The 25,519-nt window shown below is 71.0% G+C and carries 16 protein-coding genes and 1 pseudogene; 10 read left to right on the top strand and 7 right to left on the bottom strand.

Going from position 1 to position 25,519, the window contains the following annotated elements:
* Nucleotides 1-18: 18 nt before the first annotated feature.
* Both D8Y23_RS02375 and D8Y23_RS02370 read right to left on the bottom strand, forming a co-directional pair.
* Nucleotides 19-2,154 carry an intein-containing Rv2578c family radical SAM protein gene (locus D8Y23_RS02375; RefSeq protein ID WP_128216568.1) on the bottom strand — a complete coding sequence of 712 codons (2,136 nt, stop codon included), beginning with the start codon at nt 2,152-2,154 and terminating at the stop codon, nt 19-21.
* A gap of 47 nt (nt 2,155-2,201) precedes the next feature.
* Nucleotides 2,202-3,587: an AAA family ATPase gene (locus D8Y23_RS02370; protein WP_205796748.1), complete on the bottom strand. Its 1,386-nt coding sequence runs from the start codon at nt 3,585-3,587 to the stop codon at nt 2,202-2,204.
* A 125-nt stretch (nt 3,588-3,712) separates the two neighbouring features.
* Between D8Y23_RS02370 and D8Y23_RS02365 the strand changes: the two genes are divergently transcribed.
* The gene (locus D8Y23_RS02365) at nt 3,713-4,813 is read left to right on the top strand and encodes a M15 family metallopeptidase (RefSeq protein ID WP_164878111.1); all 1,101 of its coding nucleotides are present in this window, start codon (nt 3,713-3,715) and stop codon (nt 4,811-4,813) included.
* 7 nt (nt 4,814-4,820) lie between these two features.
* On the opposite strand, the gene D8Y23_RS02360 is transcribed toward D8Y23_RS02365, so the two are convergent.
* Both D8Y23_RS02360 and D8Y23_RS02355 read right to left on the bottom strand, forming a co-directional pair.
* Nucleotides 4,821-5,579 (bottom strand): energy-coupling factor transporter transmembrane component T family protein, encoded by a 759-nt coding sequence (locus D8Y23_RS02360; protein WP_128216566.1) that lies wholly within the window; start codon nt 5,577-5,579, stop codon nt 4,821-4,823.
* Nucleotides 5,576-7,345: an ABC transporter ATP-binding protein gene (locus D8Y23_RS02355; protein ID WP_128216565.1), complete on the bottom strand. Its 1,770-nt coding sequence runs from the start codon at nt 7,343-7,345 to the stop codon at nt 5,576-5,578. Before D8Y23_RS02355 ends, D8Y23_RS02360 begins: the two co-directional genes overlap by 4 nt.
* A 130-nt stretch (nt 7,346-7,475) precedes the next feature.
* On the opposite strand from D8Y23_RS02355, the gene D8Y23_RS02350 reads away from it, so the two are divergent.
* From D8Y23_RS02350 to D8Y23_RS02340, 3 genes are read left to right on the top strand one after another with little or no spacing between them, the layout of a single operon-like run.
* On the top strand, nt 7,476-9,257 hold the full coding sequence (locus D8Y23_RS02350; protein WP_128216564.1) for a TIGR03767 family metallophosphoesterase: 1,782 nt from the start codon (nt 7,476-7,478) through the stop codon (nt 9,255-9,257).
* Entirely contained in the window at nt 9,254-9,601 is a 348-nt protein-coding gene (locus D8Y23_RS02345; protein ID WP_128216563.1) for a hypothetical protein, read from the top strand. The genes D8Y23_RS02350 and D8Y23_RS02345 overlap by 4 nt, the downstream gene beginning before the upstream one ends.
* On the top strand, nt 9,598-10,158 hold the full coding sequence (locus D8Y23_RS02340) for a hypothetical protein (protein WP_128216562.1): 561 nt from the start codon (nt 9,598-9,600) through the stop codon (nt 10,156-10,158). Before D8Y23_RS02345 ends, D8Y23_RS02340 begins: the two co-directional genes overlap by 4 nt.
* On the opposite strand, the gene D8Y23_RS02335 is transcribed toward D8Y23_RS02340, so the two are convergent.
* The gene (locus D8Y23_RS02335) at nt 10,155-10,709 is read right to left on the bottom strand and encodes an ECF transporter S component (protein ID WP_128216561.1); all 555 of its coding nucleotides are present in this window, start codon (nt 10,707-10,709) and stop codon (nt 10,155-10,157) included. The genes D8Y23_RS02340 and D8Y23_RS02335 overlap by 4 nt on opposite strands.
* Nucleotides 10,710-10,860: 151 nt before the next feature.
* Between D8Y23_RS02335 and D8Y23_RS02330 the strand changes: the two genes are divergently transcribed.
* Nucleotides 10,861-14,433, top strand: a complete 3,573-nt coding sequence (locus tag D8Y23_RS02330; RefSeq protein ID WP_164878110.1) for a S8 family serine peptidase — start codon at nt 10,861-10,863, stop codon at nt 14,431-14,433.
* Between the two features lie 168 nt (nt 14,434-14,601).
* On the opposite strand, the gene D8Y23_RS02325 is transcribed toward D8Y23_RS02330, so the two are convergent.
* Nucleotides 14,602-15,624 carry a pirin family protein gene (locus D8Y23_RS02325; RefSeq protein ID WP_128216559.1) on the bottom strand — a complete coding sequence of 341 codons (1,023 nt, stop codon included), beginning with the start codon at nt 15,622-15,624 and terminating at the stop codon, nt 14,602-14,604.
* Nucleotides 15,621-15,959: a GNAT family N-acetyltransferase gene (locus tag D8Y23_RS02320; RefSeq protein WP_128216558.1), complete on the bottom strand. Its 339-nt coding sequence runs from the start codon at nt 15,957-15,959 to the stop codon at nt 15,621-15,623. The genes D8Y23_RS02325 and D8Y23_RS02320 overlap by 4 nt, the downstream gene beginning before the upstream one ends.
* A gap of 203 nt (nt 15,960-16,162) precedes the next feature.
* Between D8Y23_RS02320 and recQ the strand changes: the two genes are divergently transcribed.
* The 5 genes and pseudogenes from recQ (at nt 16,163) to D8Y23_RS02295 (ending at nt 25,508) form a co-directional block, all read left to right on the top strand.
* A complete protein-coding gene (gene recQ / locus D8Y23_RS02315) occupies nt 16,163-18,199 on the top strand; it encodes a DNA helicase RecQ (RefSeq protein ID WP_128216557.1) in 2,037 nt (678 codons plus the stop codon).
* Between the two features lie 153 nt (nt 18,200-18,352).
* A complete protein-coding gene (locus tag D8Y23_RS02310) occupies nt 18,353-20,455 on the top strand; it encodes an acyl-CoA dehydrogenase (protein WP_128216556.1) in 2,103 nt (700 codons plus the stop codon).
* Nucleotides 20,456-20,638: 183 nt separating this feature from the next.
* A complete protein-coding gene (locus D8Y23_RS02305) occupies nt 20,639-21,211 on the top strand; it encodes a DNA-3-methyladenine glycosylase I (RefSeq protein ID WP_128216555.1) in 573 nt (190 codons plus the stop codon).
* A 184-nt stretch (nt 21,212-21,395) separates the two neighbouring features.
* Nucleotides 21,396-22,937: a DEAD/DEAH box helicase gene (locus tag D8Y23_RS02300; protein ID WP_128216554.1), complete on the top strand. Its 1,542-nt coding sequence runs from the start codon at nt 21,396-21,398 to the stop codon at nt 22,935-22,937.
* A 224-nt stretch (nt 22,938-23,161) separates the two neighbouring features.
* Nucleotides 23,162-25,508, top strand: a pseudogene (locus D8Y23_RS02295) (ATP-binding cassette domain-containing protein).
* Nucleotides 25,509-25,519: the final 11 nt, after the last annotated feature.

Here is a 25,519-nt window from a genome sequence, read left to right as displayed (position 1 = left end):
GGCGGGGCGTTCGCGTTCTCAGAACAGGGTGGGTTCGCTCGCCGGTGCGACGGAGGGACGAGGGGATGCCGGAGACCCGGTCGTCCGCACGGGCCCGAGCCGCGGCGCGGTCGCGGTTCGGGCGGCGAGTCCGGGCTGTGGTCGGCCGCGCGGGTGGTCGTCCTCGTCCCAGCCGTCGAGACGGTGCATCCGCAGCAGCGGCTGGACGCGCTTTCCGAGCCAGCGTCGGTACGCCTGCGGGGCCGTCACGGAAACGCCGGGGTAGAGGCCACGGTACGACGACAAGAGTTCCGGATGCTCGCGCTCGAGCCACTGCAGAAACCACTCCTTGGCGCCGGGGCGCAGGTGCAGGGCCCCGTAGACGACTCGCGCCGCACCCGCGGCCCGGATGCGCCCGAGAGCGTGATCCAGGGCGGCGACCGAGTCGGTCAGGTGCGGGAGGATCGGCATGAGGAAGACCGTCACGCGGAACCCCGCGTCGGTGGCGGCGCGCACCGTGTCGAGTCGCGCCTCGGCGGTCGGGGTGCCCGGTTCGAGCGAGCGCTGGAGCGCGTCGTCGAACACCGCGATCGACATCGCGAGCGTCACGCGGACCTCTTTCGCCGCGTCGGTGAGGAGCGGCAGGTCACGCCGCAGCAGCGTGCCCTTGGTCAGGATCGAGAACGGCGTGCGGTTCTCGGTGAGGGCTCCGATGATGTCGGGCATCAGCCGGTAGCGTCCCTCCGCGCGCTGGTACGGGTCGGTGTTCGTCCCCAGCATCACGGGCTCCCGCGCCCACGACCCGCGGCGCAGCTCGCCGCGCAGTACGTCGGCGACGTTGATCTTCACCACGATCTGCGAATCGAAGTCGGCCCCCGAGTCGAGATCGAGGTACTCGTGCGTCTTGCGAGCGAAGCAGTTGTGGCTGATGACGCCGTTGGCGATGAAATCGCCGGTGCCGGTGGTGATATCGAGCATGTCGATCTCGTATCCGAGATCCTCGACCGCGACGACGCGAAGATCCGCGCTCGTCTTGACCGCGGTGCCGACGATGTCGAGCTTGCGGGTAAGGGCAGGCTGCGCGATACGGAAGAAACGCTGACGCGCAGCCAGCCCACCGCGCAGGCGCACGGAGCACACATCGGAGCTCGGCTTGCTCTCACGCACCGCGTCGAAGCCGAAGTGAGTGAAGCCTTCTTCGATCAGATCGAGGAGTTCGACGTTCGCATTCGAGATTCGGAGGATCCCCCGGGAGCACGATCCTTCCGCGTCGAAGACCCCGCCCAGGAACCCCGCGAGCCACTCCGAAGATATCTGCTCCGGGACCGTGATGTGCTTCTCGAGCCGGGCGATGTCGGCTGATCGCGCCGTGTGCAGAGCCGTCATCGGTCGATAGCCGGCGGGCACCGCGAAGGGGCGGTTACTGGTCGGGATACCTTGCTCTTGGAGATACGTGCGTGTCAGCGCGAGTGGCTCGGCGTCGGCGAGTGCGAGACGGAATCGGTGGATGCGCCGAACCCGGTGCCCGTCGTCGTACGTGCGATGGAAGATCATGCCGTCGCCGCGGATCATGCCGGTGAGGTAGCCGCGCTTGCGATCCTCGCTCTCCGCGGGGTGCGCCACGGGGGCGCCGAGCCCGAATCCCTGCAGGCGGTTCGACGTCGTCAGATAGGCGCGCTGGCCGGCGCCGTGCATCGCGCCGCGGACGAACTTCCATCCTCTCTCGGTGAGGAAGCGATGGTCGGCGCTCGCGATGATCTCGGTGCCATCGGCCAGGGCCACACGGTACGCCCGCTTCCGCGTCGGCCATTTCGCGACGACCCGGGTGCGCACGAACCGTCGATAAGCGCCCTGCGGCGCCGTGCCGAGGATCTCATCACCGACCTTCACCTCCGCGAGCGGCACATGCCGCCCGTCTGCGGCCATGATCAGCGTGTCGGGTGAGAGGCAATAGCTACACGCATGACTGCAGCCCCGGTACGGGTTCACCGTCCAGTCGAAGGGCATCGCGGACGCGCCGGGCACGCGGTTCAGTGCGGTCTTGGCGAGCACCTCGTGGAAGGTCATCCCGGCGAACTCCGGGGTGGTGACCGTGCGGACGAGGCCGTCCCGGCGCTCCATGCCGGGGAGCGCCGCCGTGTCATCGACGCCGAGCTTCTGTCCCTGCCATCTCATCCTCATATACGAACATGCGTTCGAAGATATGGCAAGCGGGATCCTACTCAGATAGAAGAAAAAGACTCCTTGCCGCCCAGGAGCAGCCGGGTCAACGCCGCCCCGGACGACAGGAGGTCGTCGAGCGCGGCCGCGAGGTCGTCGTCGGCAGGGACGTCGTCGCCGCGCAGCGCCGCGCTCAGAACGGCGCGGCGGATGAGCTCCTTCGCGAACGAGCCGGTCGTGCCCTCGGCCCGGTCCGCCGCGGCATCCAGTGCCTCGGACGAGAACGGCAGCGTGCCTGCGTAGTGCCGGAACAGGCGCCGGCGGGCGCCGGCGTCCGGCAGGGCGATCTCGACACCGAGGTCGACGCGGCCGGGGCGGGCGGCGAGAGCTTCCTCGAGGATCTGCACGTGGTTGGTCGTCATGACGAAGGCGATATCGGCATCCGACTCCAGGCCGTCGAGGGCGTCGAGCACGTCGAACAGCACGGGCTGCGGAGAGTAGGCGCGATCGGCGGCGACGAGGTCGATGTCTTCGAGCACGACGAGCGCCGGAGCGAAGGTGCGCGCGATCTCGGCGGCCGCCGTGACGAATCGTACGCTCGATCCCGTCAGCACCACGGCGGTGGTCCCCGGGGTGCGCGAGAGCAGGTGGCGCACCGTCAGCGTCTTGCCGGTGCCGGGCGGACCGTAGAGGAGAACGCCGCGCGTGAGGTGCTGTCCCGCGGCTCGCAGCACGTCGCGCTGGTCGCCGATACCCACGACGTGATCCACGACCGTCTGCAGAACCCCGTCACCGAGCACGACCTCGTCCGCGTCGACGGACGGGCGGGGGAGGAACGTCGCCCCCGCCTCCGAGCCGTACTCGGTCGGCACGAACGACAGCACCTGGCCGCGCAGCACGCTGCGTTCGACCATGAGCCGTCGGATCTCGGTGAGCGCAGCGCCCGTGGCATCCGGATCCGCTCCCAGCAATTCCAGGCGCGCCGCGGGCGGCATGACGTTCGGCGAGGTGGAGCGCTGCACGACCGCGAGGGGATGGCTCTCGAATGTCAACAGCCGCACGCCGAAGGCGACGACGCGCCGCTCCGCGCCCGGCCCGACCGCGCGCGTCTCGTACGAGATGGGACCGGGTGCGAACCGGGAGTACGACGAGGACAGCAGATCGGATGCCGAGAGGTGCCACCGCTGATCGCCTCCGGTGACGCCGACCACCCGGCCGTCGCCGAGCGCCGACAGCTCATCGAGCGCGATGTCCGCGTCGACGTATCGGTGCAGCGGCAGGGATTCCGTCGTGATCGGGACCGTGGTGGCATCCACCCCCAGGTGCGCGGAGATGACGTCGGCCAGCTCGGTGCGCCGGTGCGCGCTGTCGTCTGCCGCCACCCGGTGGACGTGTTCCAGGTACCGGTGGACGGTGAGCAGGATGTCGCGGTCGTCGTCGTTCATCATGGCCCCCCGGTTCGAACACAACCCACTCAGCCTGCCCCCGCGGGCACCGATGCACAACCGAGCATTCGCTCCGTGCCCCGAGCGTCACCTCGACTCCGGCGAGGTCGCGGGTGAGAATGGGGCGAGTGACCTCCTTCGACCCCGAGCTGTCGCCCCGACGCGCCGCGCGCGCCGAGGCCGAACGGCGGGCGACGGAAGCGATCGAGGTGGTAGCGGTCGCGGAGAAGCCGGCGATGTCACGACGCCTCCAGCGCGAATCGGCGGTCACCGCGGCGGGTCGTGGGACGCGCTGGGCATCGCAACCGCGGGAAACCCGTCGACGCGTGGCGGTGCTCGCGCTCGGGCTGACGGTGATCGCGGCGAGCGGCGTGGCCATCGGTGCCGCCCGGGCGGGCAGCGACCCGGCTGCTCTCGCGGCGCCCGAGGTCGTCGCCGTGATCGAGGGGCCCCCGGCGGTGCCCGCCGAGGGACTCCCGGTCCCGGTGCTCGCCGAAGCTCCCGCTCCCGCGAGTCGGTGCGACGACCCCGCCTTCACCTCGGTGCTGTCGTCCGGCGACGACGCGGCCACGATCGCCGCGATCGGCGGTGCGGAGGCGTTCCGCTCCGCCGTGGCATCCGGGATCGCTCCGTGCATCTCGCTGTCGGATCCGAACCGGCAGTGGGTCGTGGTGAACAAGAAGCGTCCGTTCGATCCCAGCGACTACCGGCCCGGCGACATCGTGATGCCGGATGGGGTACGCGCGCTCAAGGAGTCGGGGTTGCGCCGACAGGCCGCCGATGCCCTCACGGCGCTCGTGCGCGGAGCCGCCGACGCCGGCGCCGGCGAGATCGGGTACCTCAGCGCCTTCCGCTCCTACACGAACCAGCAGTCGACCTACGCGGAGCGGGTGGCCGTCGTGGGCGTGGAGGCCGCGGACCGCGAGAGCGCCCGTGCGGGCTTCAGCGAGCACCAGTCGGGACTCGCGGTCGACATCGTGCCGTGCGACCGGTCGTGCGGAACCCTCGACGACGTCGCCGCGTCGAGCCAGGGGGCCTGGGTGCGCGATCACGCCTGGGAGTACGGCTACATCACGCGCTACGTCGAGGGGCGCACCGACGTGAGCGGGTACGAGCCCGAGGCGTGGCACCTGCGCTACATCGGCACCGACCTCGCCAAGGTGTACCACGATGGCGGGTACACGACGCTGGAGGAGTTCTTCGGCCTCCCCGGAGCGCCGACGTACTGAACTGGCGTCACACCGCCATAAGAATCGCCGACGACACCGCCCAGAACGCCAGCACGAACACGGTGTCGCGCTGCCGCCACGGCACGAGGTGCCGTTCGGTGCGGTCGGGGTGGGCGCCGAAGGCGCGGGCGTCCATGGCCAGCGCCACTCGCTCCGCGTGACGGATGCCGCCGGCGAGGAGCGGCACCACGGTGCGGATCCACTGCAGGGGTGCGAAGCCTCCGACGCCGCGGACCCGGTGCGCCTGACGGATCGTCTCGAGCTCGCGGCCGAAGCGCGGGACGAAGCGGATGGCCGCGAGCGCGGCGTACCCGATCCGATACGGCACGTGGAGCTGCCGCACGAGTGCACGGACGAGGTCGGTGCCGGTCATGGTCAGCCCACCGATGAGGGCGAGACTCCCGATCGCGGCGAGCCGCAGCCCGGTCGCGAGTCCCACCGTCAGAGCGGTGTCGGTCAGGGCCCACGACCCGACGCTCAGAACGGCGGTGCCTCCCATGGACGGGTCGACCCACAGCGCGAACCCGACACCGACGACGACCACCGCGAGCGGCACCACCGCGGCCAGCACAACGACGAGCCGCGCCGACCACCGGGCCCCCGTCACCAGCAACAGGTACGCCAGACCGATGAACGCCGCCGGGATCGCGAGGTCGCGCACGAACACGAGCGCGACCATCGCGGGGAGCGCCGCCGCGATCTTCGCGAGCGGGTTCAGCGGCAGAAGGAACGGCGTCCGGCCGGGCGCGAGCGTGACGGCGGTCATGAGTCGCCGCTCGGAAGGTCGCGCAGGCGGGTGATCCCCGCCAGCTGCGGATGCCGTTGCAGTCCGTCGAACGCACGGCGGAGGGGCGGACTGCCCAGACCCGTGCGTTCGAGCAGCGCCACGTCGGCGAACACGGCATCGGCGGGGGCGTCGGCGGCGAGTCGACCGGCATCCATCACCACCACCCGATCCGCGCGCTCGGCGACGAGCTGCAGGTCGTGCGTGACGACGATGAGGCCCGTCCCCTCGGCGCGCAGGTCGTCGAGCATCGCGAGCATCTCGTCGGCGCGGGCGCGGTCCTGTCCGTAGGTCGGTTCGTCGAGGACGAGCAACCGAGCGCCCCCGACGAGTGCCGTCCCCACCGACAGCCGCCGCTTCTGGCCGCCGGAGAGCAGGAACGGATGGGAGCCGGCGCGGTCGGCGAGCCCGAACCGCTCAAGAATCGCGTCGACGCGGGAGCGCACCTCCGTCTCGGGGAGCGGCAGGCGGCGCAGGCCGTGGGCGAGCTCGTCGAACACCGTCGTCGTGACGAACTGGTGTTCGGGGTTCTGGAACACGAACCCGACGTGACGCGAGAGCTCCCGCGGCGGCAGGCGCCGCACGTCGAGGCCGTCGACGCGCACCGTGCCGCGCGGCGGCCGTCGGACGCCGGCGATCGCCTGCACCAGGGTCGTCTTTCCGGCGCCGTTGGGCCCGACGACGGCGACGAACTCGCCCGTCGACACGTCGAGATCGACGTCCCGCAGGACGGTGGTGCGGCCGCGCGTCACCCCGAGACCCCGCACGCGGAGAAGCGGTTCTCCGCCCGGCCGCGCCGGGACGAGACGGGGAACGGATGCCACGGCTACCGGTGCCGCATCCTCGAGAGACGCCCGCAGCTCCTCCGCCGTCAGCGGCAGCCGGTCGATGGCATAGCCCGCGCGGCGCAGCCGCAGCGCCGCGAGCGTCGCGCTCGGCAGCCACACCCCGAGGTCGTGCAGTTCCCGGGCCCGCCCGCGCAGCACCTCGTCCACGTCGCCGTCCGCGACGACACGCCCCTCGCCGTCGAGTGCGACGACCCGGTCGACCAGCTCCACAGCGGCATCCAGGTCGTGCTCGATCAGCATGATCGCCCGGTCTCCGGCCGCGACGACATCGCGCAGGGCCGCGTAGACCTCCACGACCCCCGCCGGGTCCAGGCTCGCGGTCGGCTCATCGAGCACCAGGAGAGGGGATGCCATCGCCAGCGCGCACGCGATCGCCAGGCGCTGCCGACTCCCGCCGGAGAGGACATCGGGGGAGTCGTCGCGCCGCTCCCACAGCCCCACGCGGCGCAGCGCTGCTTCGGCACGGGCGAGCACCTCGGGGACGGGCAGGCGCAGATTCTCCGGGCCGAAGCACACCTCGTCGAGCACGGTGCCGGTGATGAGCTGGGCGTCGGGGTCTTGGAACACCATCGCAACGGTCTGCGCGAGTTCGGCGACCGGGGTGGTCGCGGCATCCCGTCCGCCGACGGTCACCGTTCCCGACACCTCGGCGGGAACCGCGTGGGGGATGAGCCCGTTCATCGCAAGGCCGAGCGTGGACTTGCCGGACCCGCTCGGCCCGAGGAGCAGCACCACTTGGCCCGGGCGCACCTCGAAGCTCACGTCGGCGGGTGTCGGGCGGTCGGCCTCGAGGTGCGTGACAGCAGCGTTACGCAGGCGCAGCAGCGCGTCGACGCCCGTGCGGGGCGCCGCGGCGGTCGGGTGCGGGTGGGCGGTCACGGGTGTCCTTCGGCGAGGCATCCAGTCTACTTAGGCCGCCCTTACCTGTTTCGGTCGGCGTCTCGATATCGAACCGATGCCGGGAGTTCTCGACGGCGCGATTGCGCAAACGGTACATTCGAGGTCTTCCTCCGCCCGAACGGACGATCTCGTGACCGGTCTCTCCCGCCGTCAGTTCCTGCACGCCACCGCCGCCGCTGCCGCCGCGTCGGGGCTGGGGTTCGACGTGCTCGCACCGCGGCTTGCGCGCGCGGCCACGCCGTCGGCCGACATCCCGTCGACGCTGCTGCAGACGATCCGGCAGGGCTCGATCCTGTCGGGGAAGTACCGCACGCTCACGACGGGACCCGGCGAGCCGTACCTGCCGCGCATCGACGTGCTGCGGCGGTCGCCCTCACCCACGCGCATCACCGCCCGCCGCTCACTGCTGTACGTGGGGCACCTGTCCGACCTGCACGTCATCGAGGCGCAGTCGCCCGGGCGCATCGAGCCGATGATCGTGCAGGACCACTCGGCTTGGGGCTCGGCCTTCCACCCGCAGGATCCGCTGAGTCCCCACGCGACGGCGGCCATGGTGCAGGCGTTCTCGGACGCCCGGTACAGTCCGCTCACGGGCGCGCCGATGAGCGCCGCGATCGTCACCGGCGACAGTGCCGACATGCACTCGCACCTCGAGCTGCGCTGGTACATCGACCTCATGGACGGCCTCGCGGTCGACCCCGCCACCGGCGGCCCGGAATGGCAGGGCGTTCAAGCCTGGAGCGAGGCCACGTGGGCGTACCGTCCCGGCGACCCGACCGGCGGCGACTTCGGCGATTACGGCTTCCCGCGTCTGCCCGACCTTCTCGTGCAGGCGATCGCGCAGCCCGTGAAATCCGTGGGCCTCCCCGCCCCTTGGTACGCCGTCTACGGCAATCACGACACACTGCTGCTCGGCACCTTCGACATCAGCCCGCAGCTACGCGCGCTCGCCGTCGGCGCCCGGAAGTCGTACACCCTGGATGCCACGGCCTCCACGGCCCTCGAGGGGTGGGCTGCGGGCACGAGCGTCCTCGCCCAGGTGCTCGCGGCGCTGGGGCTGGCATCCGGGGGTCCGGGTTTCAAGGAGGTCGCAGCCAACCCCGACCGCTTCCTGTTCGAACAGCGGGACTTCATGGCCGAGCACTTCCGGACGGAACCCACTCCCGGACCCGTCGGCCACGGCTTCACCGCGCACAACCTCGCCTCGGGCGAGACGTGGTGGCAGGCCGACCTCAGCCCGCGCGTCCGGGCGTTCGGGCTCGACACATGCAACGCCGTCGCGGGCCCCGACGGTGCGGTGCCCGAGTCGCAGATGCAGTGGCTGCGCTCGCAGCTCGAGATCGCACAGCGCGACCAGGTGCTTGCGCTGATCTTCAGCCACCACAACAGCCTCACGCTCGAGAACCGCGCGACCCGGCCCGGGGTCGACGAGAAGCTGTACGGCGCCGACGAGTTCGTCGCGATGCTGCTGGAGTTCCCCGTCGTCGTGGGGTGGCTGAACGGCCACACGCACCTCAACCAGATCCTCGCGCACACGAACGCCCAGGGCGGGTTCTGGGAGATCACGACGGCGTCGTGCATCGACTTCCCGCAGCAGCAGCAGGTGGTCGAGATCGTCGACAACCGCGACGGCACGCTGTCGCTGTTCACCACGGTTCTCGACCACGCTTCGCCCGCGGTGCCGGGAAATTCGGGCTCGGTCGCCGATCTCGCATCCCGAAGCCGCGAGCTCGCCGCGAACGACTGGGCCGAAACGCCGCTCATGCGGCGCGGGTCGCCGCTCGACCGCAACACCGAGCTCCTCCTACCGGCGCCGTTCGACCTGTCGGTGATCACCGACGCGCAGCTCGAGGCGCAGCACGTCACCGAGCGCGCGCGCATCCTCGCGTACGAGAAGGAGCGGGGGCTGTGAGGCGCGTTGCTTTCCCGGTGCTCCTGCTGGCGGCTCTGGCGCTGGCCGGCTGCTCGCAGGTCGCCGCGATCGCGCCCGTCGGCGGAAACCACCTGACCGAGGTGCGTTTCGCGACAATCGACGTGCTGCAGCAGAAGGGCATCGCGCTCGAAGCTGTGCCGACCTGCACCCGCGCCGACGACGGCGCGATCGCCTGCGCCGGCACGACCGCCGCGGGCGAGGCAGTCACGGCCACCTCGCCGTCGACCGACCCCGACAGCTTCACCGTGAGCATCGGCTCCCAGGCGGTGTTCACCGGCAGCGTCAGCGCCGTGATCGACCGGGCCGCGGGGGTCGCCCCGTGAGGCGCGTCCTGCTGATCGCCGCCGCCGTGGTGGGGAACGCCCTCGTTCAGGCGCTGTGCGTGATCCCGGAGCTGACGCCCGCGGCATCCCTGGGGTTCGTGTCCCTGCTGGCCGGGTCGGTGCTGGCGCTCGTCGCGGCCGCGACCGCCGTCGTCGTGCTCGTCGGTGCGCCGGGTCCGCTGCGTCCCCGCGTGCGGCGCGCGCTCGCCGCCGTGGTCCTCGCGCTCGTCGTGGTCGGCGCTCTCGCGATCGTCTCGAGGGGGACCCTGATCCCCGCGCTTCTCATCGCTGTCGTGATCGTCTCACCGGCGGGAAACGTGGATGCCACGGCGTGGAGCGGTCCGCGCGCGTTCGCGTGGCATCCGGTCCGGGCCGTGCTGCTCGTCGTGCTGACCATGCTGGCGATCGGGGTGCTGTTCGTGGCCGCGCTGCTGCTCGGGTTCTTCGTGACCGGGTGGCTGGGCTCGTTCGCGACGTGGGTGATCGTGGGTGGGGTCGCGGCGCTGCTCGCTCGGGCGTGGGCTGGGCTCGCGCGGCGGCCGCGGCGAACCGACTAACGCCGCGACAGACCCCGTGCGACGCCCGCGCCGCGCAGACCCGAACCGATCGCGATGCCGACGGCCGTCCACACGACGGGCCCCAGCACCCCGATCACGAGGTAGGTGATCTGCGCCCAGGGGGCGAGCGCCCCGATATCGGCGGCGAACCAGACGGCCGCCGCGACGAGCAGACCGATGATCACGGCGGAGACGAAGAAGCGGACCGCACCCCACACGCGGTAGCGGGTGAGGGCGGCGACCCCCTCCTGGATGCCGCCGAAGAGGACCGCGGTCCCGAGGAAGCGGAAGGTCCACTGCGGGGCCATGGCGCTGGCGACCAGCGCGGCGAGCACGTGCGTGAGCAGGGCCACCCAGGGCCGCCGGACGACCTGCTGCGCGATGATCCCGGGCAGCACGTGCGAGCCGAGGACCAGGCCGTACGCCCACGGGGCGGTCGCCAGCACGACGAGCGTCAGCCACCCGGCCGCGCCACCCAGGATCCCCGTGCCCACCCCGATCGCGGCGCAGACGAGCAGCACGCGGGTGGACAGACGGGATGCCGACGACACGAGGCCAGCGTATCGGCAGCGTGGCATCCCGTTCTCGGACGCCGTCCAAAAGAAACCGTTGGTGATGAATTGGCCGTGAGTTATGTTTGGGCAACGCGCGCCACAGATGCCGCGCAGATCGCTCAATTCATCCCCCCGTTTGGAGCGCACTATGGGTCGTCCCCTGCGTTCGGTCGCGGTCATCGCGTTGGCCGGGCTCTTCACCGCTGCCGGAGCAACTTCCGTGCAGGCCGCCGTCGTGGACGAGGGGGTGACGCCTCCCACACCCATCGAGTCCTCATCGGGCCGCTACATCGTCGTCCTCGACGAAGCGCCCGTCGCCACCTATGACGGCGGCGAAGCAGGCCTCGGCGCCACCAAGTCCGACGGCGCCCGGCTCGACACCGACTCCGACGCCGTCCGCGAGTACTCGGCCTTCCTCGAGCAGCGCCAGCAGGACGTCGCGGCCGAGGTCGGGGTCGATACCGACTACTCGTACACGCTCGCCGTCAACGGCTTCAGCGCCACGATGGACCCGAACCAGGCCGCGAAGCTCGCCGCCACTGAGGGCGTGCAGAAGGTCGTCCCCGACGAGATCCGCCAGCCGGTGGCCGTGCCGTCCACCGAGTTCCTCGGACTGGAGGGCGACGGTGGCGTCTGGCAACAGGTCGGCGGGATCGACGCGGCCGGCGAGGGCGTCGTCGTCGGCGTCATCGACACCGGGATCGCGCCCGAGAACCCCTCCTTCGCCGGTGATCCGCTCGGTACCACCCCCGGCGATGAGCCCTACGTCGACGGCAACGACGTCGTCTATCGCAAGGCCGACGGCACCGACTTCCGCTCGCCGCGGGTCGCCACGGGCGACGGTTGGTCGGTCGACGACTACTCGACGAAGCTCGTGGGCGCGCGCTACTTCGACCAGGGCGCCGCGGCCACCGGCTTCACGTTCGAGGCCGACTACCGCTCGCCGCGCGACGGCGACGCGCACGGTTCGCACACCGCGAGCACCGCCGCGGGCAACAAGGGCGTCGAGGCCGACGTCGAAGGGATCGACTTCGGTGCCATCTCGGGCGTCGCACCGGCCGCCAAGGTCGCCGCGTACAAGGCGTGCTATTCCGGACCCGATCCCCTCGTGACCACCGACGACGTCTGCGCGCTGAGCGACCTGCTCGGCGCCATCAACGCCGCGGTGGACGACGGCGTCGATGTCATCAACTACTCCATCGGCGGCGGCGCGGCGACGACCACCCTCGCCCTCGAGGACGCGGCGTTCTTCAATGCCGCCGCGGCGGGCATCTTCGTCGCGGTCTCGGCCGGCAACTCCGGCCCCGACGCGTCGACCGCCGACCACGCCTCGCCCTGGTACACCACCGTCGCGGCATCCACGATCCCGACCTACGAGGGCACGGTGACGCTCCCGAACGGCTTCCAGGCCGCGGGTGCGTCGGTGTCCGTCCCCGCGGGGGAGGAGGTCACCGGACCGGTCGTCTACGCCGGTGACATCGCGGCATCCGGAGCCGATCCGGCCAACGCGGCGCTGTGCCTGATCGGGTCGCTCGACGCCGCGCAGGCCGACGGGAAGATCGTCGTGTGCGATCGCGGGCAGAACGCCCGCATCGAGAAGTCGCAGGCCGTCGAAGAGGCGGGCGGGGTCGGCATGATCCTCGTCAACGTCACACCGGCGTCGGTCGACAACGACTTCCACGCCGTGCCGACGGTGCACATCGACGCGCGCTACCGCGACGAGCTGCTCGCGTACGTGCAGGGAACCCCGGATGCCACGGCGACCCTCGTGGGCGAGAACATCACCGGCGTAGAGACGCCGACGCCGCAGGTCGCGGGCTTCTCCAGCCGCGGCCCGATGCTGGCTGACGGCAGCGACGTGCTGAAGCCCGACGTCTCGGCTCCGGGCGTGGCGATCCTCGCTGCCGCCGCGAACGCCGAGGGCGCCGCGCCGACGTTCGAGTTCCTGTCCGGAACGTCGATGTCGTCGCCGCACGTCGCCGGTCTCGCGGCGCTGTACCTCGGGGAGCGGCCGCTGGCCACGCCCGCCGAGGTGAAGTCCGCCATGATGACCACGGCATACGACACCGTCGATAGCGAGGGTGCGCCCGCGCAGGATCCGTTCGCGCAGGGTGCCGGACACGTCGACCCGACGAGGTACTTCGATCCCGGTCTGATGTACCTCAACGGCCCCGCCGATTGGGCGGCGTTCCTCCAGGGCAAGGGCCTCGAGGACTTCGGCGTCGAGCCGATCGACGGCAGCGACCTGAACCTCGCATCGATCTCGATCGGCTCGCTCGCCAAACCCCAGACCGTCACGCGCACGGTGACGTCGACGCAGGCGGGCACGTTCTCGGCATCCGTCGACGTTCCCGGCCTGGATGCCACGGTCGAACCGTCCACGCTGACGTTCGGCGCAGCGGGCGAGACGCAGACCTTCACGGTCACGTTCTCGCGCACGACAGCTGCGGCCGAGGAGTGGACGACCGGGTTCCTCACCTGGACGAGCGGCGACACCCAGGTGCGGTCGCCGATCGCCGTGCGTCCCACCACCGCGGAGGCTCCGGCCGAGGTCAGCGGCACGGGTCTGTCGGGCTCGACCGATGTCGAGATCCTCCCCGGCGTGAGCGGCGACCTCCCGTTGACGGTCTCGGGTCTGGCGGCGGCGACGCTGTTGACCGACCCCGACAACCCGGTCGACGGCCACTCGGGCAACCAGGACTCCGGTGACGCCGACGGCTACGTCCGGTGGATCGTCGACGTGCCCGAGGGGACGACCCTCTCGCGCTTCGACCTCGACTCCTCGGACGACACCGGCAGCGACCTCGACCTGTTCGTCTCCCGCGTGGTGAGCGCCGACGACCTGCGGTACTACGAGCGGTTCACGTCGGCGACGGGGGCGGCGGACGAGCGCGTGTCGCTGTCCGACCCCACTCCGGGCACGTACCTCGTCGAGGCGAACGTCTACTCGTTCACCGCGCCGTTCACGTGGGACATGACCTACGCGAACGTCCAGCCGGGTGGTGCGGGGGAGCTCACGGCGACGCCGAACCCGATCGCGGCCGAGCAGGGCGTCGTCACGACGTACGAGCTGTCGTGGCAGGGCCTGCAGCCCGAGACGCGGTACCTCGGGGTCGTGCAGTACGGCGAGTCCGCGGTGCAGACGGTGCTGACGGTCGACGCGGGCCAGGCGGCCCCCGTCGCGGTCGAGGCGCCGACGGTCACGGGCACGGCCAAGCTCGGTCGCACGCTCACGGCGACGCCGGGAACATGGGACCCCGCCGAGGTCACGACGACGTTCCAGTGGCTGCGGGGCGGCGAGCCGATCGAGGGCGCGACCGCGTCGACGTACCGCGTGAAGCGCGAAGACGTCGGTGCCGTGCTGTCGGTCCGGGTCACCGCGACCTCTCCGGCGACGGGGCTCACCGGTCGTGCGGACAGCGCCGGCGTCCCGGTGGTCGCGGCCTCGTTCACCACGGTCGCCGTGAACCCGTGGGTCGGGCGCAGCTCGGACACCTACACGCTCACCGTGAAGGTCCGGTCCCTGATCGGCCCCACGCCCACGGGCGAGGTGACGGTGACCGTCGCGGGCAAGCCCTACACGGCGACGCTCGAGGGCGGCCGCGCCACGATCACGCTCGACCCGCAGACGCGGGGCCTGCGCATCGTGACCGCGGAGTACGCGGGCAGCGAGACGGTCGAGGACTCCACGGCGCACAGCGCGTTCATCGTGCTGCGCTGATCCTCACGCCGACGCGGCGTCCGGGCTCCGGCTCGGGCGCCGCGTTCGCGTGTGGGGAGTCGTCTGCGCGGGCCGCGGGCCGATCGACGCCTCGTCGAGTGTCCACGACACGCGGATGCCGCGGTGCGCCGTCCGCGTGTAGTGGACAGTGAAGCCTCGCGCGGCGCGCTACACCCGACGTCGGCGCGGAGTGAGCCGCACGGCGGGCAGCGGCGGGGCGGGGATGCGCTCCGGGCCGTGATCGACCACCGCTCCGAAGCGCGAGGACTGCGCCTCCCACGCCTCGCGAGCGGCGACGATCTCGTCGTGCGAACGGCCCACGAAGTTCCACCACATCACGATGTCCGCCTCGAACGGCTCGCCGCCGAGCAGGAACACCCGGGCGCCTGCCGGCGAGACGACGTCCACGTGGTCGCGGCCGGTGCCGAGATAGACCAGTCGGGATCCGTCGACGGATGCCGTAGTCCCCGCCGTCGCGAGGGGCGTCTCGCGCCGCGCGGCGTCGGCGTCGACGGCATCCATTCCCGTCTGCACGTCGGTGGATCCGATCATTCCGTACAGCGCATATTCCCACCCCGGGACGAGAGGCACGCGCACGGGGACGCCCGCGGGAAGCCGGAGCTCGGCGCCGACGATGGGCGTGTGGACGGTGGCGGGGGACTCGACGTCGCCGAGCGCGCCCATCACGACGACCGCATCCGCGCCTTCGCCGAGGTCCAGCACCGGGAGGTTCTCGTGGCGCTCGAAGGCGGGAGCGCCGTGGCGACGCGCCTCGGGCAGCGCGACCCACAATTGCAGGGCGTCGAGCGGGATCGGGGCGTCACCGACCGAGTACTCCGAGTGCGCGATGCCCTCGCCGCTCGTCATCAGGTTCAGGGCGCCGGGGCGAACGACGACGTCGCTGCCGACGGCATCCCGGTGTCGTACTTCGCCCACGATCGGCCAGGTCACCGTCTGCAACCCGATGTGCGGGTGCGGCTCGACGCGCATCAGGGTGTCCTGCGGGCCGAAGCGGTCGAGGAAGCACCATGCGCCCACCATCGGCAGCGCGCGGTGGGGCAGGGTGCGGTGCACCTCCATGCCGCGGACGCCCCCGAGCGGAACCTCCCGCGCCTCGACCACGAGGGAGCGGGGTCCGTCGCAGTCGACGGGCCCTTCGGATGCGGGCGGAGCGACGTCCAGTCTGGTCATGCCGGTTCGCCGGGGTCGGCGGAGTCAGCGGCGTCCTCCTCGCGCGGCCAGTCGATGACGAGACCCGGCACGTCGTGCTCACGCAGGTAGTGGGCCACGAAGGGGCACGTGGGGATGATCGCGTCACCGCGGCGGGCCAGGTCGGCGAGCGCTTCGCTGGCGAGGGCCGAGCCCAGGCCCTTGCCCTTGAAGGCCGAGTCCACCTCCGTGTGGGGCAGCGCGACACGGCCCTCGCCCGCCGGGCGGAACTCGAGAAAGCCCCCCAGCTCGCCGTCCACATGCACCTCGTAGCGGTGGGCCTCGTCGTTGCGGGTCACGGTCAGGTCGTCGGTCATGTCGCCTCCGGGTCGTCGGTACTTCCGTCAACGCTGGCAGGGTGCGCGCTGTTCCGCCATCCCTGGACGCGACGGCGCCTCGTCGTGCATACCGGCGCTGCGCGGGCGCGGCCGCTCCTCCACCGCACGGATTCCGCGACCGTTGACCACGGCGGCCCGGTTCGGCCGCCGCGGGTGTCGGTGCCCCGGGTTACCGTGGACGGGTGACATTTCCCGGCGCCGCACCCGAGCCGTACGCCGACGCGCCACCCGAGGCGTTCGACGGCTACGACGACCCCTACGCGGGTGCCGACTGGGATCCAGACCTCTTCGCTCCGCCCGAGGATCCGGATGCCCCGCCGCCGCCGAGGGATGCCGCGGCATCGCCGTTCGCCCGTGCCGCGGTCGCGACCGGCGCGGCACGGGAGTTGCCCGGGGTGCGCGACTTCAGCGGGCGGGATCCGCGCGAGGTCCTCCACGAGGTCTACGGCTACGACGCCTTTCGCGGCGATCAGGCCGACATCGTCCAGCGGGTGATCGACGGCGGCGACGCGGTCGTGCTGATGCCGACCGGTGGTGGCAAGAGCGTCACCTATCAGGTGCCCGCGCTCGTGCGGCCCGGCACCGGACTCGTGGTGAGCCCTCTGATCGCCCTCATGCACGACCAGGTCGACGCGCTCGTGGCCAACGGCGTGCGCGCGGCGTACCTCAACTCGACCCAGGCCCCCGCCGAGCGCCAGGCCGTCGAGCAGGCGTACCTCGCCGGCGACCTCGACCTCCTCTACGTCGCACCCGAACGCCTCAATGGTGCGCAGACCCTCGGGTTGCTGTCGCGCGGGCGCCTGAGCGTCATCGCGATCGACGAGGCCCACTGCGTGTCGCAGTGGGGCCATGACTTCCGTCCCGATTACCTCGCGCTCGGCGATCTCGCCGACCGCTTCCCGGGCGTCCCGCGCATGGCGCTCACCGCCACCGCCACGCCCGAGACGGCGCGCGAGATCGTCGAACGTCTTCGCTTGCGCGACGCCACGACGTTCATCGCGAGCTTCGACCGACCCAACATCCAGTACCGGATCGAGGCCAAGGTCGACCCCCGTCGGCAGCTGGTGTCGTTCATCCGCTCGCAGCCCGAGGGATCGGCGGGCATCGTCTACGCGCTGAGTCGGAAAAGCGTGGAGCAGACCGCGGCGTATCTGGCCGCGCAGGGACTCGACGCCCTGCCCTACCACGCGGGCCTCGATGCCTCCATCCGTGCGGCGAACCAGTCGCGCTTCCTCCGTGACGACGGGGTCATCATGGTCGCGACGATCGCGTTCGGGATGGGCATCGACAAACCCGACGTGCGCTTCGTCGCCCACATCGATCTGCCGAAGTCGGTCGAGGGCTACTACCAGGAGACCGGTCGTGCGGGGCGCGACGGCGATCCGTCGGTCGTGTGGATGGCGTACGGTCTCGGCGACGTCGTCCAGCAGCGGCGCATGATCGACCAGTCGCCCGGCGACCGGTCGTACAAGATGCGCCTCGGTCAGCATCTCGACGCGATGCTGGCGCTGTGCGAGACGGTCGGCTGCCGCCGCCAGAACCTGCTGTCGTACTTCGGTGAGCCCTCGGAGCCGTGCGGCAACTGCGACACGTGCCTCACCCCACCCGAGACGTGGGATGGTCTCGTCGCCGCGCAGAAGCTCCTGTCGACCATCGTCCGGCTGCAGCGCGAGCGCGGGCAGGCGTTCGGTGCCGGGCATCTCATCGACATCCTGCGCGGAGCGAAGACCGACCGAATCGCGCAGCAGGGGCACGACCGACTCACCACCTACGGGCTCGGGGCCGACCTGTCCGACCAGGACTGGCGCAGTGTCATCCGGCAGCTCCTCGCCCGCGGCATCCTCGTCGCGCAGGGCGACTACGGCACGCTCGCCCTCAGCGATGCCTCGGCCGGGGTGCTGCGCGGCGAGACGCCCGTTCCGCTCCGCCGTGACGCCCTCGGCCGCGCCGGCGGCGGGTCGAGCAGGCCCCGCAAGTCGAGTGCGGACGACGTCGCCGCCGGCGACCGCGACCTCTTCGAGGCGCTGCGGGCGTGGCGCGCCGAGCAGGCCCGCGAGCAGGGCGTCCCCGCGTACATCGTCTTCGGCGATGCCACGCTGCGGGCGATCGCGGCCGAGCGCCCGGCGTCGATCGGCGACCTCGACGGCATCACCGGCATCGGGGCCAAGAAGCGCGAGGCGTACGGCGATGGCATCCTGATGGTCGTGGCCCAGCACTGACACGCTCGGCGGTCTCCCATGGATGTTGACGGCCCACAACCGCCGGCCGCGACCTCGCCGCACACGGTTGTGTGCACCTCACACAATGTTTGCTCGGCTGTTGTGGGACTCCTACCGTGGTGGCATCCCTTTGCAACGTCGAAAGGTGCCGAAATGACCGACGCCGCCGTCCGTCCCACCACGCCCGCCACGAGCACGCGTACCCCCGTCGGGGGTGCGCCCACCGCCGCGCACTCCGCCGCCGAGGCCGCCGAGAGCCGCATCGACATCGAGCGGGTCACCGACCTGCTGCTCGGAACGTGGGCCGACACGCGCCGCGAGGCGCGCGCCATGCTCGAGGACCCCCTCTTCTGGCGCGATGACAGCCTGGGCATGGACGCCCACCGCGAGCGCACGCTCGGCCAGCTGCACGAGCTCGTCGCGCGCAAGGCCGTGCACCGCGCGTTCCCGAAGCGGTTCGGCGGCGAAGAGAACAACGGCGCCAACATCGCCGGGTTCGAAGAACTCGTCGCCGCCGACCCCAGCCTGCAGATCAAGTCGGGCGTCCAGTGGGGCCTGTTCGGTTCGGCTGTTCTGCAGCTGGGCACAGAGAAGCACCACGAGAAGTGGCTGCCCGGCATCATGAGCCTCGACATCCCGGGGGCGTTCGCGATGACCGAGACCGGGCACGGCTCGGACGTCGCCGCGATCGGCACGACGGCGACCTACGACGCCGACACCGAGGAGTTCATCATTCACACGCCGTTCCGCGGCGCATGGAAGGACTACCTCGGCAACGCCGCGCTGCACGGCAAGGCCGCGACGGTGTTCGCGCAGCTCATCACCAACGGCGTGAACCACGGTGTGCACTGCTTCTACGTGCCCCTGCGCGACGACGAAGGCAGCTTCCTCCCCGGCATCGGCGGCGAGGACGACGGCCTCAAGGGCGGCCTCAACGGCATCGACAACGGGCGCCTGCACTTCGACAAGGTCCGCATCCCGCGCGAGAACCTGCTGAACCGCTACGGCGACGTCGCCGCCGACGGCACCTACTCGAGCGACATCGCCAGCCCGGGTCGCCGGTTCTTCACGATGCTCGGCACCCTCGTGCAGGGCCGGGTCTCGCTCGACGGGGCCGCGGCCTGGGCATCGGCGATCGGCCTCACGATCGCGGTCACCTACGGCAACCAGCGCCGGCAGTTCGACTCCGGCAGCGGAACCCCCGAGGTCACGCTGCTCGACTACGGCAAGCACCAGCGTCGCCTGCTGCCGCGCCTGGCCACGACGTACGCGCAGATCTTCGCGCACGACGAGTTCCTGCAGAAGTTCGACGGCGTCTTCAGCGGTCGCCTCGACACGGATGCCGATCGAGAAGACCTCGAAACCCTCGCGGCCGCGCTCAAGCCGCTGTCCACGTGGCACGCGCTCGACACCCTTCAGGAGTCGCGCGAGGCGTGCGGCGGTCAGGGGTTCCTGTTCGAGAACCGCCTCGTGGGCCTGCGCGCCGACCTCGACATCTACGTCACGTTCGAGGGCGACAACAACGTCCTGCTGCAGCTCGTCGGCAAGCGCCTGCTCGCCGACTACGCTCGGCAGTTCAAGGGCAAGGATGCCAAGGCTCTCGCCGCGTTCGCCGTCGGGCAGACGGCCGGGAAGCTCTTCCACGGTGCGGGTCTGCGCCAGCTGGGGCAGGCCGTCAGCGATCTCGGGTCCACGGCCCGGTCGGTCGAGAAGGGCCTGCGCGCCCAGCAGCAGCACGAGCTGCTCGCCGATCGTGTGCAGCAGATGGTCGCCGACATCGCGGGACGGCTGCGTCCGGCATCCAAGCTCTCCCGCGAAGACGCGGCGGCGCTGTTCAACGAGAACCAGGCCGAGCTCATCGAAGCCGCGCGAGCGCACGGCGAGCTGCTGCAATGGGAGGCGTTCACCGACGCCATCAACCGCGTCGGCGACGACAACACGCGTCAGGTGCTCACGTGGCTGCGCGACCTGTTCGGCCTGCATCTCATCGAGAAGCACCTGGCGTGGTACCTGATCCACGGGCGGCTCTCGACGCAGCGCGCGGCAGCCGTGTCCAGCTACATCGACCGTCTCTGCGTGCGCCTGCGCCCGCACGCCCAGGACCTGGTGGATGCCTTCGGCTACCGCCCCGCGCACATCCGCGCCTCGATCGCCACGGGTGTCGAGGACGACCGGCAGAACGAGGCGGCCTCGTACTACGCCGCGCTGCGGGCCTCGGGCAACGCCCCGGTGCCGGAGAAGAAGCCGGGCAAATAGAGCGCCGCGAGAAGGGCGGTGGTCGGACGGCCGCCGCCCTTCGTCATGTCCGCGGGCCGTCGCGAGAACAGGGCGGGTGTCCGGAACAGGTCGATTCAGGCGAGATCGGCCTGTGTGCAGCGCTCCGCCTGTTCTCGCGACGCCCGACGAGGTCGTGTCCGACCCCCGGCCTACCCTGAGACCATGAGCGACCTCCTGATCGACGCCGACGGCATCGCCCGCTGCGCGTGGGCCGGCGACGACGCCGAGTACCGGAGGTACCACGACGAGGAGTGGGGCACCGAGCTGCGGGGCGACCGGCCCCTGTTCGAGAAGATGAGCCTCGAGGGCTTCCAGGCGGGGCTGTCGTGGATCACGATCCTGCGTAAGCGTCCGCGCTTCCGCGAGGTCTTCCACCGGTTCGAACCCTCGATCGTGGCGGCGTTCGGGCCCGACGACGTCCATCGCCTGCTCCAGGATGCCGGGATCATCCGCCACCGCGGCAAGATCGAGGCCGTGATCGGCAATGCCGCGATCGTGGCCGACATGGCAGACGGAGAGCTCGACGCCCTGCTGTGGTCGTTCGCCCCCGCCGCGCACACGCCCCCGTCATCGTTCGCCGAGGTGCCGGCCGTGACGCCCGAGTCCGAGGCGATGAGCAAGGAGCTCCGGCGCCGGGGTTTCCGCTTCGTCGGTCCCACCACGATGTACGCGCTGATGCAGTCCTCGGGCATGGTCGACGACCACGTCGCGGGCTGCTGGCGAGCGGCGGACTGACGCCACCCGCTAGACTGGATGCCGGAGCTCTCGCTCCCAGCGTCGTCGAACGCACCGGCCCCCTCGCGTGGGCCTTTGACCTTCACGGCGAACGGATGCGCCACCCGGCGCCTTCGCCCATCTCAGCCGCAGTATCGCGGCATCCCGAACCGCCGTGCGCGCGTGCGCCGCGGCAGGAGACTTCATGACGTCCCAGAACTTCACCGACCTCGGCGTGCCCGCGCCGCTGATCGCCGTGCTCGCCGAGCAGGGCAAGAACGAGCCCTTCCCGATCCAGGCCGACACCCTTCCCGACACGCTCGCCGGCCGCGACGTGCTCGGCCGAGGCAAGACCGGCTCCGGCAAGACCCTCGCGTTCTCGCTGCCGCTCGTGGCGCGCCTGGCCGCGACGAGCGACCGCCGCCGCGGACGCAAGCCCCGCGCTCTCGTGCTCGCCCCCACCCGCGAACTCGCCAACCAGATCGACGAGGTCATCAAGCCCCTCGCCGCGGCCTACGACCTCACCACCACGACCGTCTACGGCGGCGTGAACCAGAAGCGTCAGGTCGACGCTCTGAACGCCGGCGTCGACATCCTCGTCGCGTGCCCCGGCCGACTGGAGGACCTCATCGGTCAGGGCTTCGCGAGCCTCGACGCGATCGAGATCACCGTCCTCGACGAGGCCGACCACATGGCCGACCTGGGCTTCCTCCCCGGCGTCACCCGTCTGCTGGCGCGTACGCCCGCCGACGGTCAGCGCCTGCTGTTCTCGGCGACGCTCGACAACGGCGTGGACAAGCTCGTCAAGCGCTTCCTCCGCAACGAGGTGCTGCACTCGGTTGACGAGGCCCACTCGCACGTCGCCGCGATGACCCACCACGTCTTCGCGCCGGCCGACGCGGATGCCAAGAAGCAGCTCGTCCGGACACTCGCTTCCGGAACCGCTCGCCGCATCCTCTTCATGCGCACCAAGCACCAGGCCAAGAAGCTCGCCAAGGAGCTGACCGCCGCCGGCATCCCGTCCGTCGACCTGCACGGCAACCTGTCGCAGCCCGCCCGCGACCGCAACCTCGCGGCGTTCGGCGACGGACGCGCCAAGGTCCTCGTCGCCACCGACGTCGCGGCACGCGGCGTGCACGTCGACGGTGTGGAGCTCGTGGTCCACGTCGACCCGCCCGTCGAGCACAAGGCATACCTGCACCGCTCGGGCCGTACCGCCCGGGCCGGTTCGGCCGGCGACGTCGTCACGATCATGCTGCCCGAGCAGCGTCGCGACACCCTCGACATCCTGCGCAAGGCCAAGATCGACGTCACGCCGCAGCCGGTCACCTCGGCCTCCCCCGAGGTCGTCGCGCTCGTCGGCGAGGTCGCCGCGTACGTGAAGCCCGAGCCCATCGTCGCGCAGCCGCAGGGCGGTGGGCGCTCGCAGGGTGCCAACGCGCAGCGCAAGCGCGCCGCTCGCGGTCAGGGCTCGTCGGACGCTGCTCCCCGCGTGTCCGCGCCCGGCGAGGGCCGCCGTCGCCGCGGTCGCGGTGCCGGTCAGGCCGCCCCCGCGGCCGACGCGGCGCAGCCCGGGCGGCAGGGCCAGCGCTCCGGCGCGGGTCGTGGCCAGGGAGCCGGTGGCAACGCCCGGGGCGGCGCGAACACCGCCCGCCCGCAGGGCGCCGGGCGGTCGGCATCCGGTACTCCCACGACCGGCATGGTCGTCGGTCGGGGCGCGCGCACCAGCCGTCGCGCCCAGGGCTGACCTTCCTCCTCTCGTCGCCCCCGCGGATCCGTCCGCGGGGGCGACGTCGTTCCGGCGGGTGGCTCGCCGTCGTGCGGAGGTCGCGGGTGACGCACCGGTTCGGGATGCCGTGGCCCGGCGCGTCGGCAGGATCCTCCGCGGCACGGTCTCGGGGGTGGGTCGACCGGTCGCGGATGTCGGAGGCCTCGGGCACACTGAGGGTCGACCCTGCCGAGGAGGCCGCCATGACCGATGCCCCCGCCGATACCCACGACGTCATCCGCGTGCGCGGTGCCCGCGAGAACAACCTGAAGAACGTCGATGTCGACGTGCCCAAGCGGCGACTGACGGTGTTCACCGGGGTCAGCGGGTCGGGCAAGTCGTCCCTCGTCTTCGGCACCATCGCGGCCGAGTCGCAGCGGCTCATCAACGACACGTACCCGACCTTCGTGCAGCAGTTCATGGGACAGCCGTCACGCCCCGAGGTCGATGCGCTCGAGAACCTCAGCGCGACGATCCGGGTGGATCAGGAACGCATGGCTCCCAACGCGCGCTCGACGGTCGGCACCGCGACCGACGTGCACGCGATGCTGCGGGTGCTGTTCAGCAGGCTCGGTCGGCCGCACGTCGGCTCGTCGCAGGCCTTCTCGTTCAACGTCCCTTCTCTCGCGGGAGCGGGAGCGGTCGAGATCAAGACCGGAGCCCGCAAGGGCCAGAAGGAACGGCGCTCGTTCGAGATCACGGGGGGGAATGTGCCCCGATTGCGAGGGCCTCGGTCAGGTGAGCGACATCGACATCGTGCAGATCGTCGACGAGTCGCGGTCATTGAACGACGGCGCGATCCTCGTTCCGGGGTACACGGCCGACGGCTGGATGGTGCGGGTCTTCGCGGAGTCCGGGTTCTTCGACGGCGACACTCCGGTGCGCGACTTCAGCCCCGAGCAACGGCGGATCTTCCTCTACGGCGAGCAGCAGAAGGTGCGCATCGCCAGCACCAACATGACGTACGAGGGCCTCGTTCCGAAGATCACCAAGAGCATGCTGCAGAAGGATCGTGATGGTCTGCAGCCCCACATCCGCGCGTTCGTGGACCGCGCGGTCACGTTCGTGGCGTGTCCCGCGTGCGAGGGCACGCGGCTCAATGAAGGTGCGCGCTCGTCCCGCATCGACGGGGTGAACATCGCGGATGCCGCGGCCATGCAGATCACCGACCTCGCCGTCTGGGTGCGCTCGATCGACGACCCGTCCGTCGCGCCGATCGTCGCGGGCCTGCGCGACACGCTCGATGCGTTCGTCCACATCGGTCTCGGTTATCTCTCCCTCGACCGCGCGAGCGGCACGCTCTCGGGCGGCGAGGCCCAGCGCACCAAGATGATCCGCCATCTCGGGTCGAGCCTGACCGACATCACGTACGTCTTCGACGAGCCGACGGCGGGGCTGCACCCGCACGACATCCAGCGGATGAATGACACCCTCCGCCAGCTGCGCGACAAGGGCAACACGGTTCTCGTCGTCGAACACAAGCCCGAGGTCATCGAGATCGCCGATCACGTCGTCGACCTAGGGCCCCGCGCGGGACGCGACGGCGGAACCATTCAGTACGAGGGCGACGTGGGTGGGCTCCGCACCTCGGACACACTGACCGGGCGCTTCCTCGATCATCGTGCGCAGCTCAAGTCCGCGGTGCGTCCGCGTACCGGCGCCCTCCCCATCCGTGGAGCGTCGCAGCACAATCTGAAGAACATCGACGTCGACATCCCCCTCCGCGTTCTCACCGTCGTGACGGGCGTCGCGGGGTCGGGTAAGTCGTCGCTGATCCACGGCAATCTCCCCGCGTTCGACGACGTCGTGGTCGTCGATCAGTCACCGATCAAGGGGTCGCGGCGCAGCAGCCCCGCCACCTACACCGGCATCCTGGATGCCGTGCGTGCGGCGTTCGCGAAGGCGAACGGCGTGAAGCCGGCCCTGTTCAGTGCGAACTCCGAGGGCGGGTGCATCGCCTGCACCGGTCTGGGGGTGATCGTCACGCAGCTGGGATTCCAGTCGACCGTCGAGACCGTCTGCGAACTCTGCGGCGGGTCCGGCTTCGCTGACGAGGTGCTCGAGTACACCCTCGACGGCAAGAACATCGCCGAGGTCCTGCGGATGTCGGTGTCCGAGGCATCCACCTTCCTCACTCGCGGACCGGCGGTGGCCGTGCTCGGACGCCTCGTCGACGTCGGGTTGGGCTACATCACGCTCGGCCAGTCGCTCAACACCCTCTCGGGCGGTGAACGTCAGCGGTTGAAGCTCGCGATCTCGATGGCCAAGGAGGGCGCCGTGTATGTGCTCGACGAGCCGACGACCGGTCTGCACCTCGCCGACGTCGACATCCTGCTCGCTCTTCTCGATTCGCTCGTGGATGCCGGTAACACCGTCGTCGTGATCGAGCACCACCAGGCCGTGATGGCGCACGCCGATTGGATCATCGACATCGGCCCGGGGGCGGGACGCGACGGGGGCACGATCGTGTTCGAGGGCACTCCGACCGATCTCGTCGCCGCCCGGTCGACGCTCACGGGAGAACACCTCGCCCTCTACGTCGGGGCGTGAGCGCGATCGCC

This window comes from Microbacterium enclense (assembly GCF_004022425.1).
Lineage (GTDB): Bacteria > Actinomycetota > Actinomycetes > Actinomycetales > Microbacteriaceae > Microbacterium > Microbacterium enclense_A.
The sequence above is the reverse complement of the archived record's forward strand: the minus strand, read 5'-3'. Positions and strand labels throughout refer to the sequence as shown.

Excerpts from the sequence above, each read along its gene's own strand:
- D8Y23_RS02360 (WP_128216566.1), bottom strand. The coding sequence starts at position 5,579 with ATGACCGCCGTCACGCTCGCGCCCGGCCGGACGCCGTTCCTTCTGCCG.
- D8Y23_RS02310 (WP_128216556.1), top strand. The coding sequence starts at position 18,353 with ATGACCGACGCCGCCGTCCGTCCCACCACGCCCGCCACGAGCACGCGT.
- D8Y23_RS02325 (WP_128216559.1), bottom strand. The coding sequence starts at position 15,624 with ATGACCAGACTGGACGTCGCTCCGCCCGCATCCGAAGGGCCCGTCGAC.
- D8Y23_RS02320 (WP_128216558.1), bottom strand. The coding sequence starts at position 15,959 with ATGACCGACGACCTGACCGTGACCCGCAACGACGAGGCCCACCGCTAC.
- D8Y23_RS02300 (WP_128216554.1), top strand. The coding sequence starts at position 21,396 with ATGACGTCCCAGAACTTCACCGACCTCGGCGTGCCCGCGCCGCTGATC.
- D8Y23_RS02330 (WP_164878110.1), top strand. The coding sequence starts at position 10,861 with ATGGGTCGTCCCCTGCGTTCGGTCGCGGTCATCGCGTTGGCCGGGCTC.
- D8Y23_RS02305 (WP_128216555.1), top strand. The coding sequence starts at position 20,639 with ATGAGCGACCTCCTGATCGACGCCGACGGCATCGCCCGCTGCGCGTGG.
- D8Y23_RS02355 (WP_128216565.1), bottom strand. The coding sequence starts at position 7,345 with ATGCCTCGCCGAAGGACACCCGTGACCGCCCACCCGCACCCGACCGCC.
- D8Y23_RS02375 (WP_128216568.1), bottom strand. The coding sequence starts at position 2,154 with ATGAGATGGCAGGGACAGAAGCTCGGCGTCGATGACACGGCGGCGCTC.
- D8Y23_RS02370 (WP_205796748.1), bottom strand. The coding sequence starts at position 3,587 with ATGATGAACGACGACGACCGCGACATCCTGCTCACCGTCCACCGGTAC.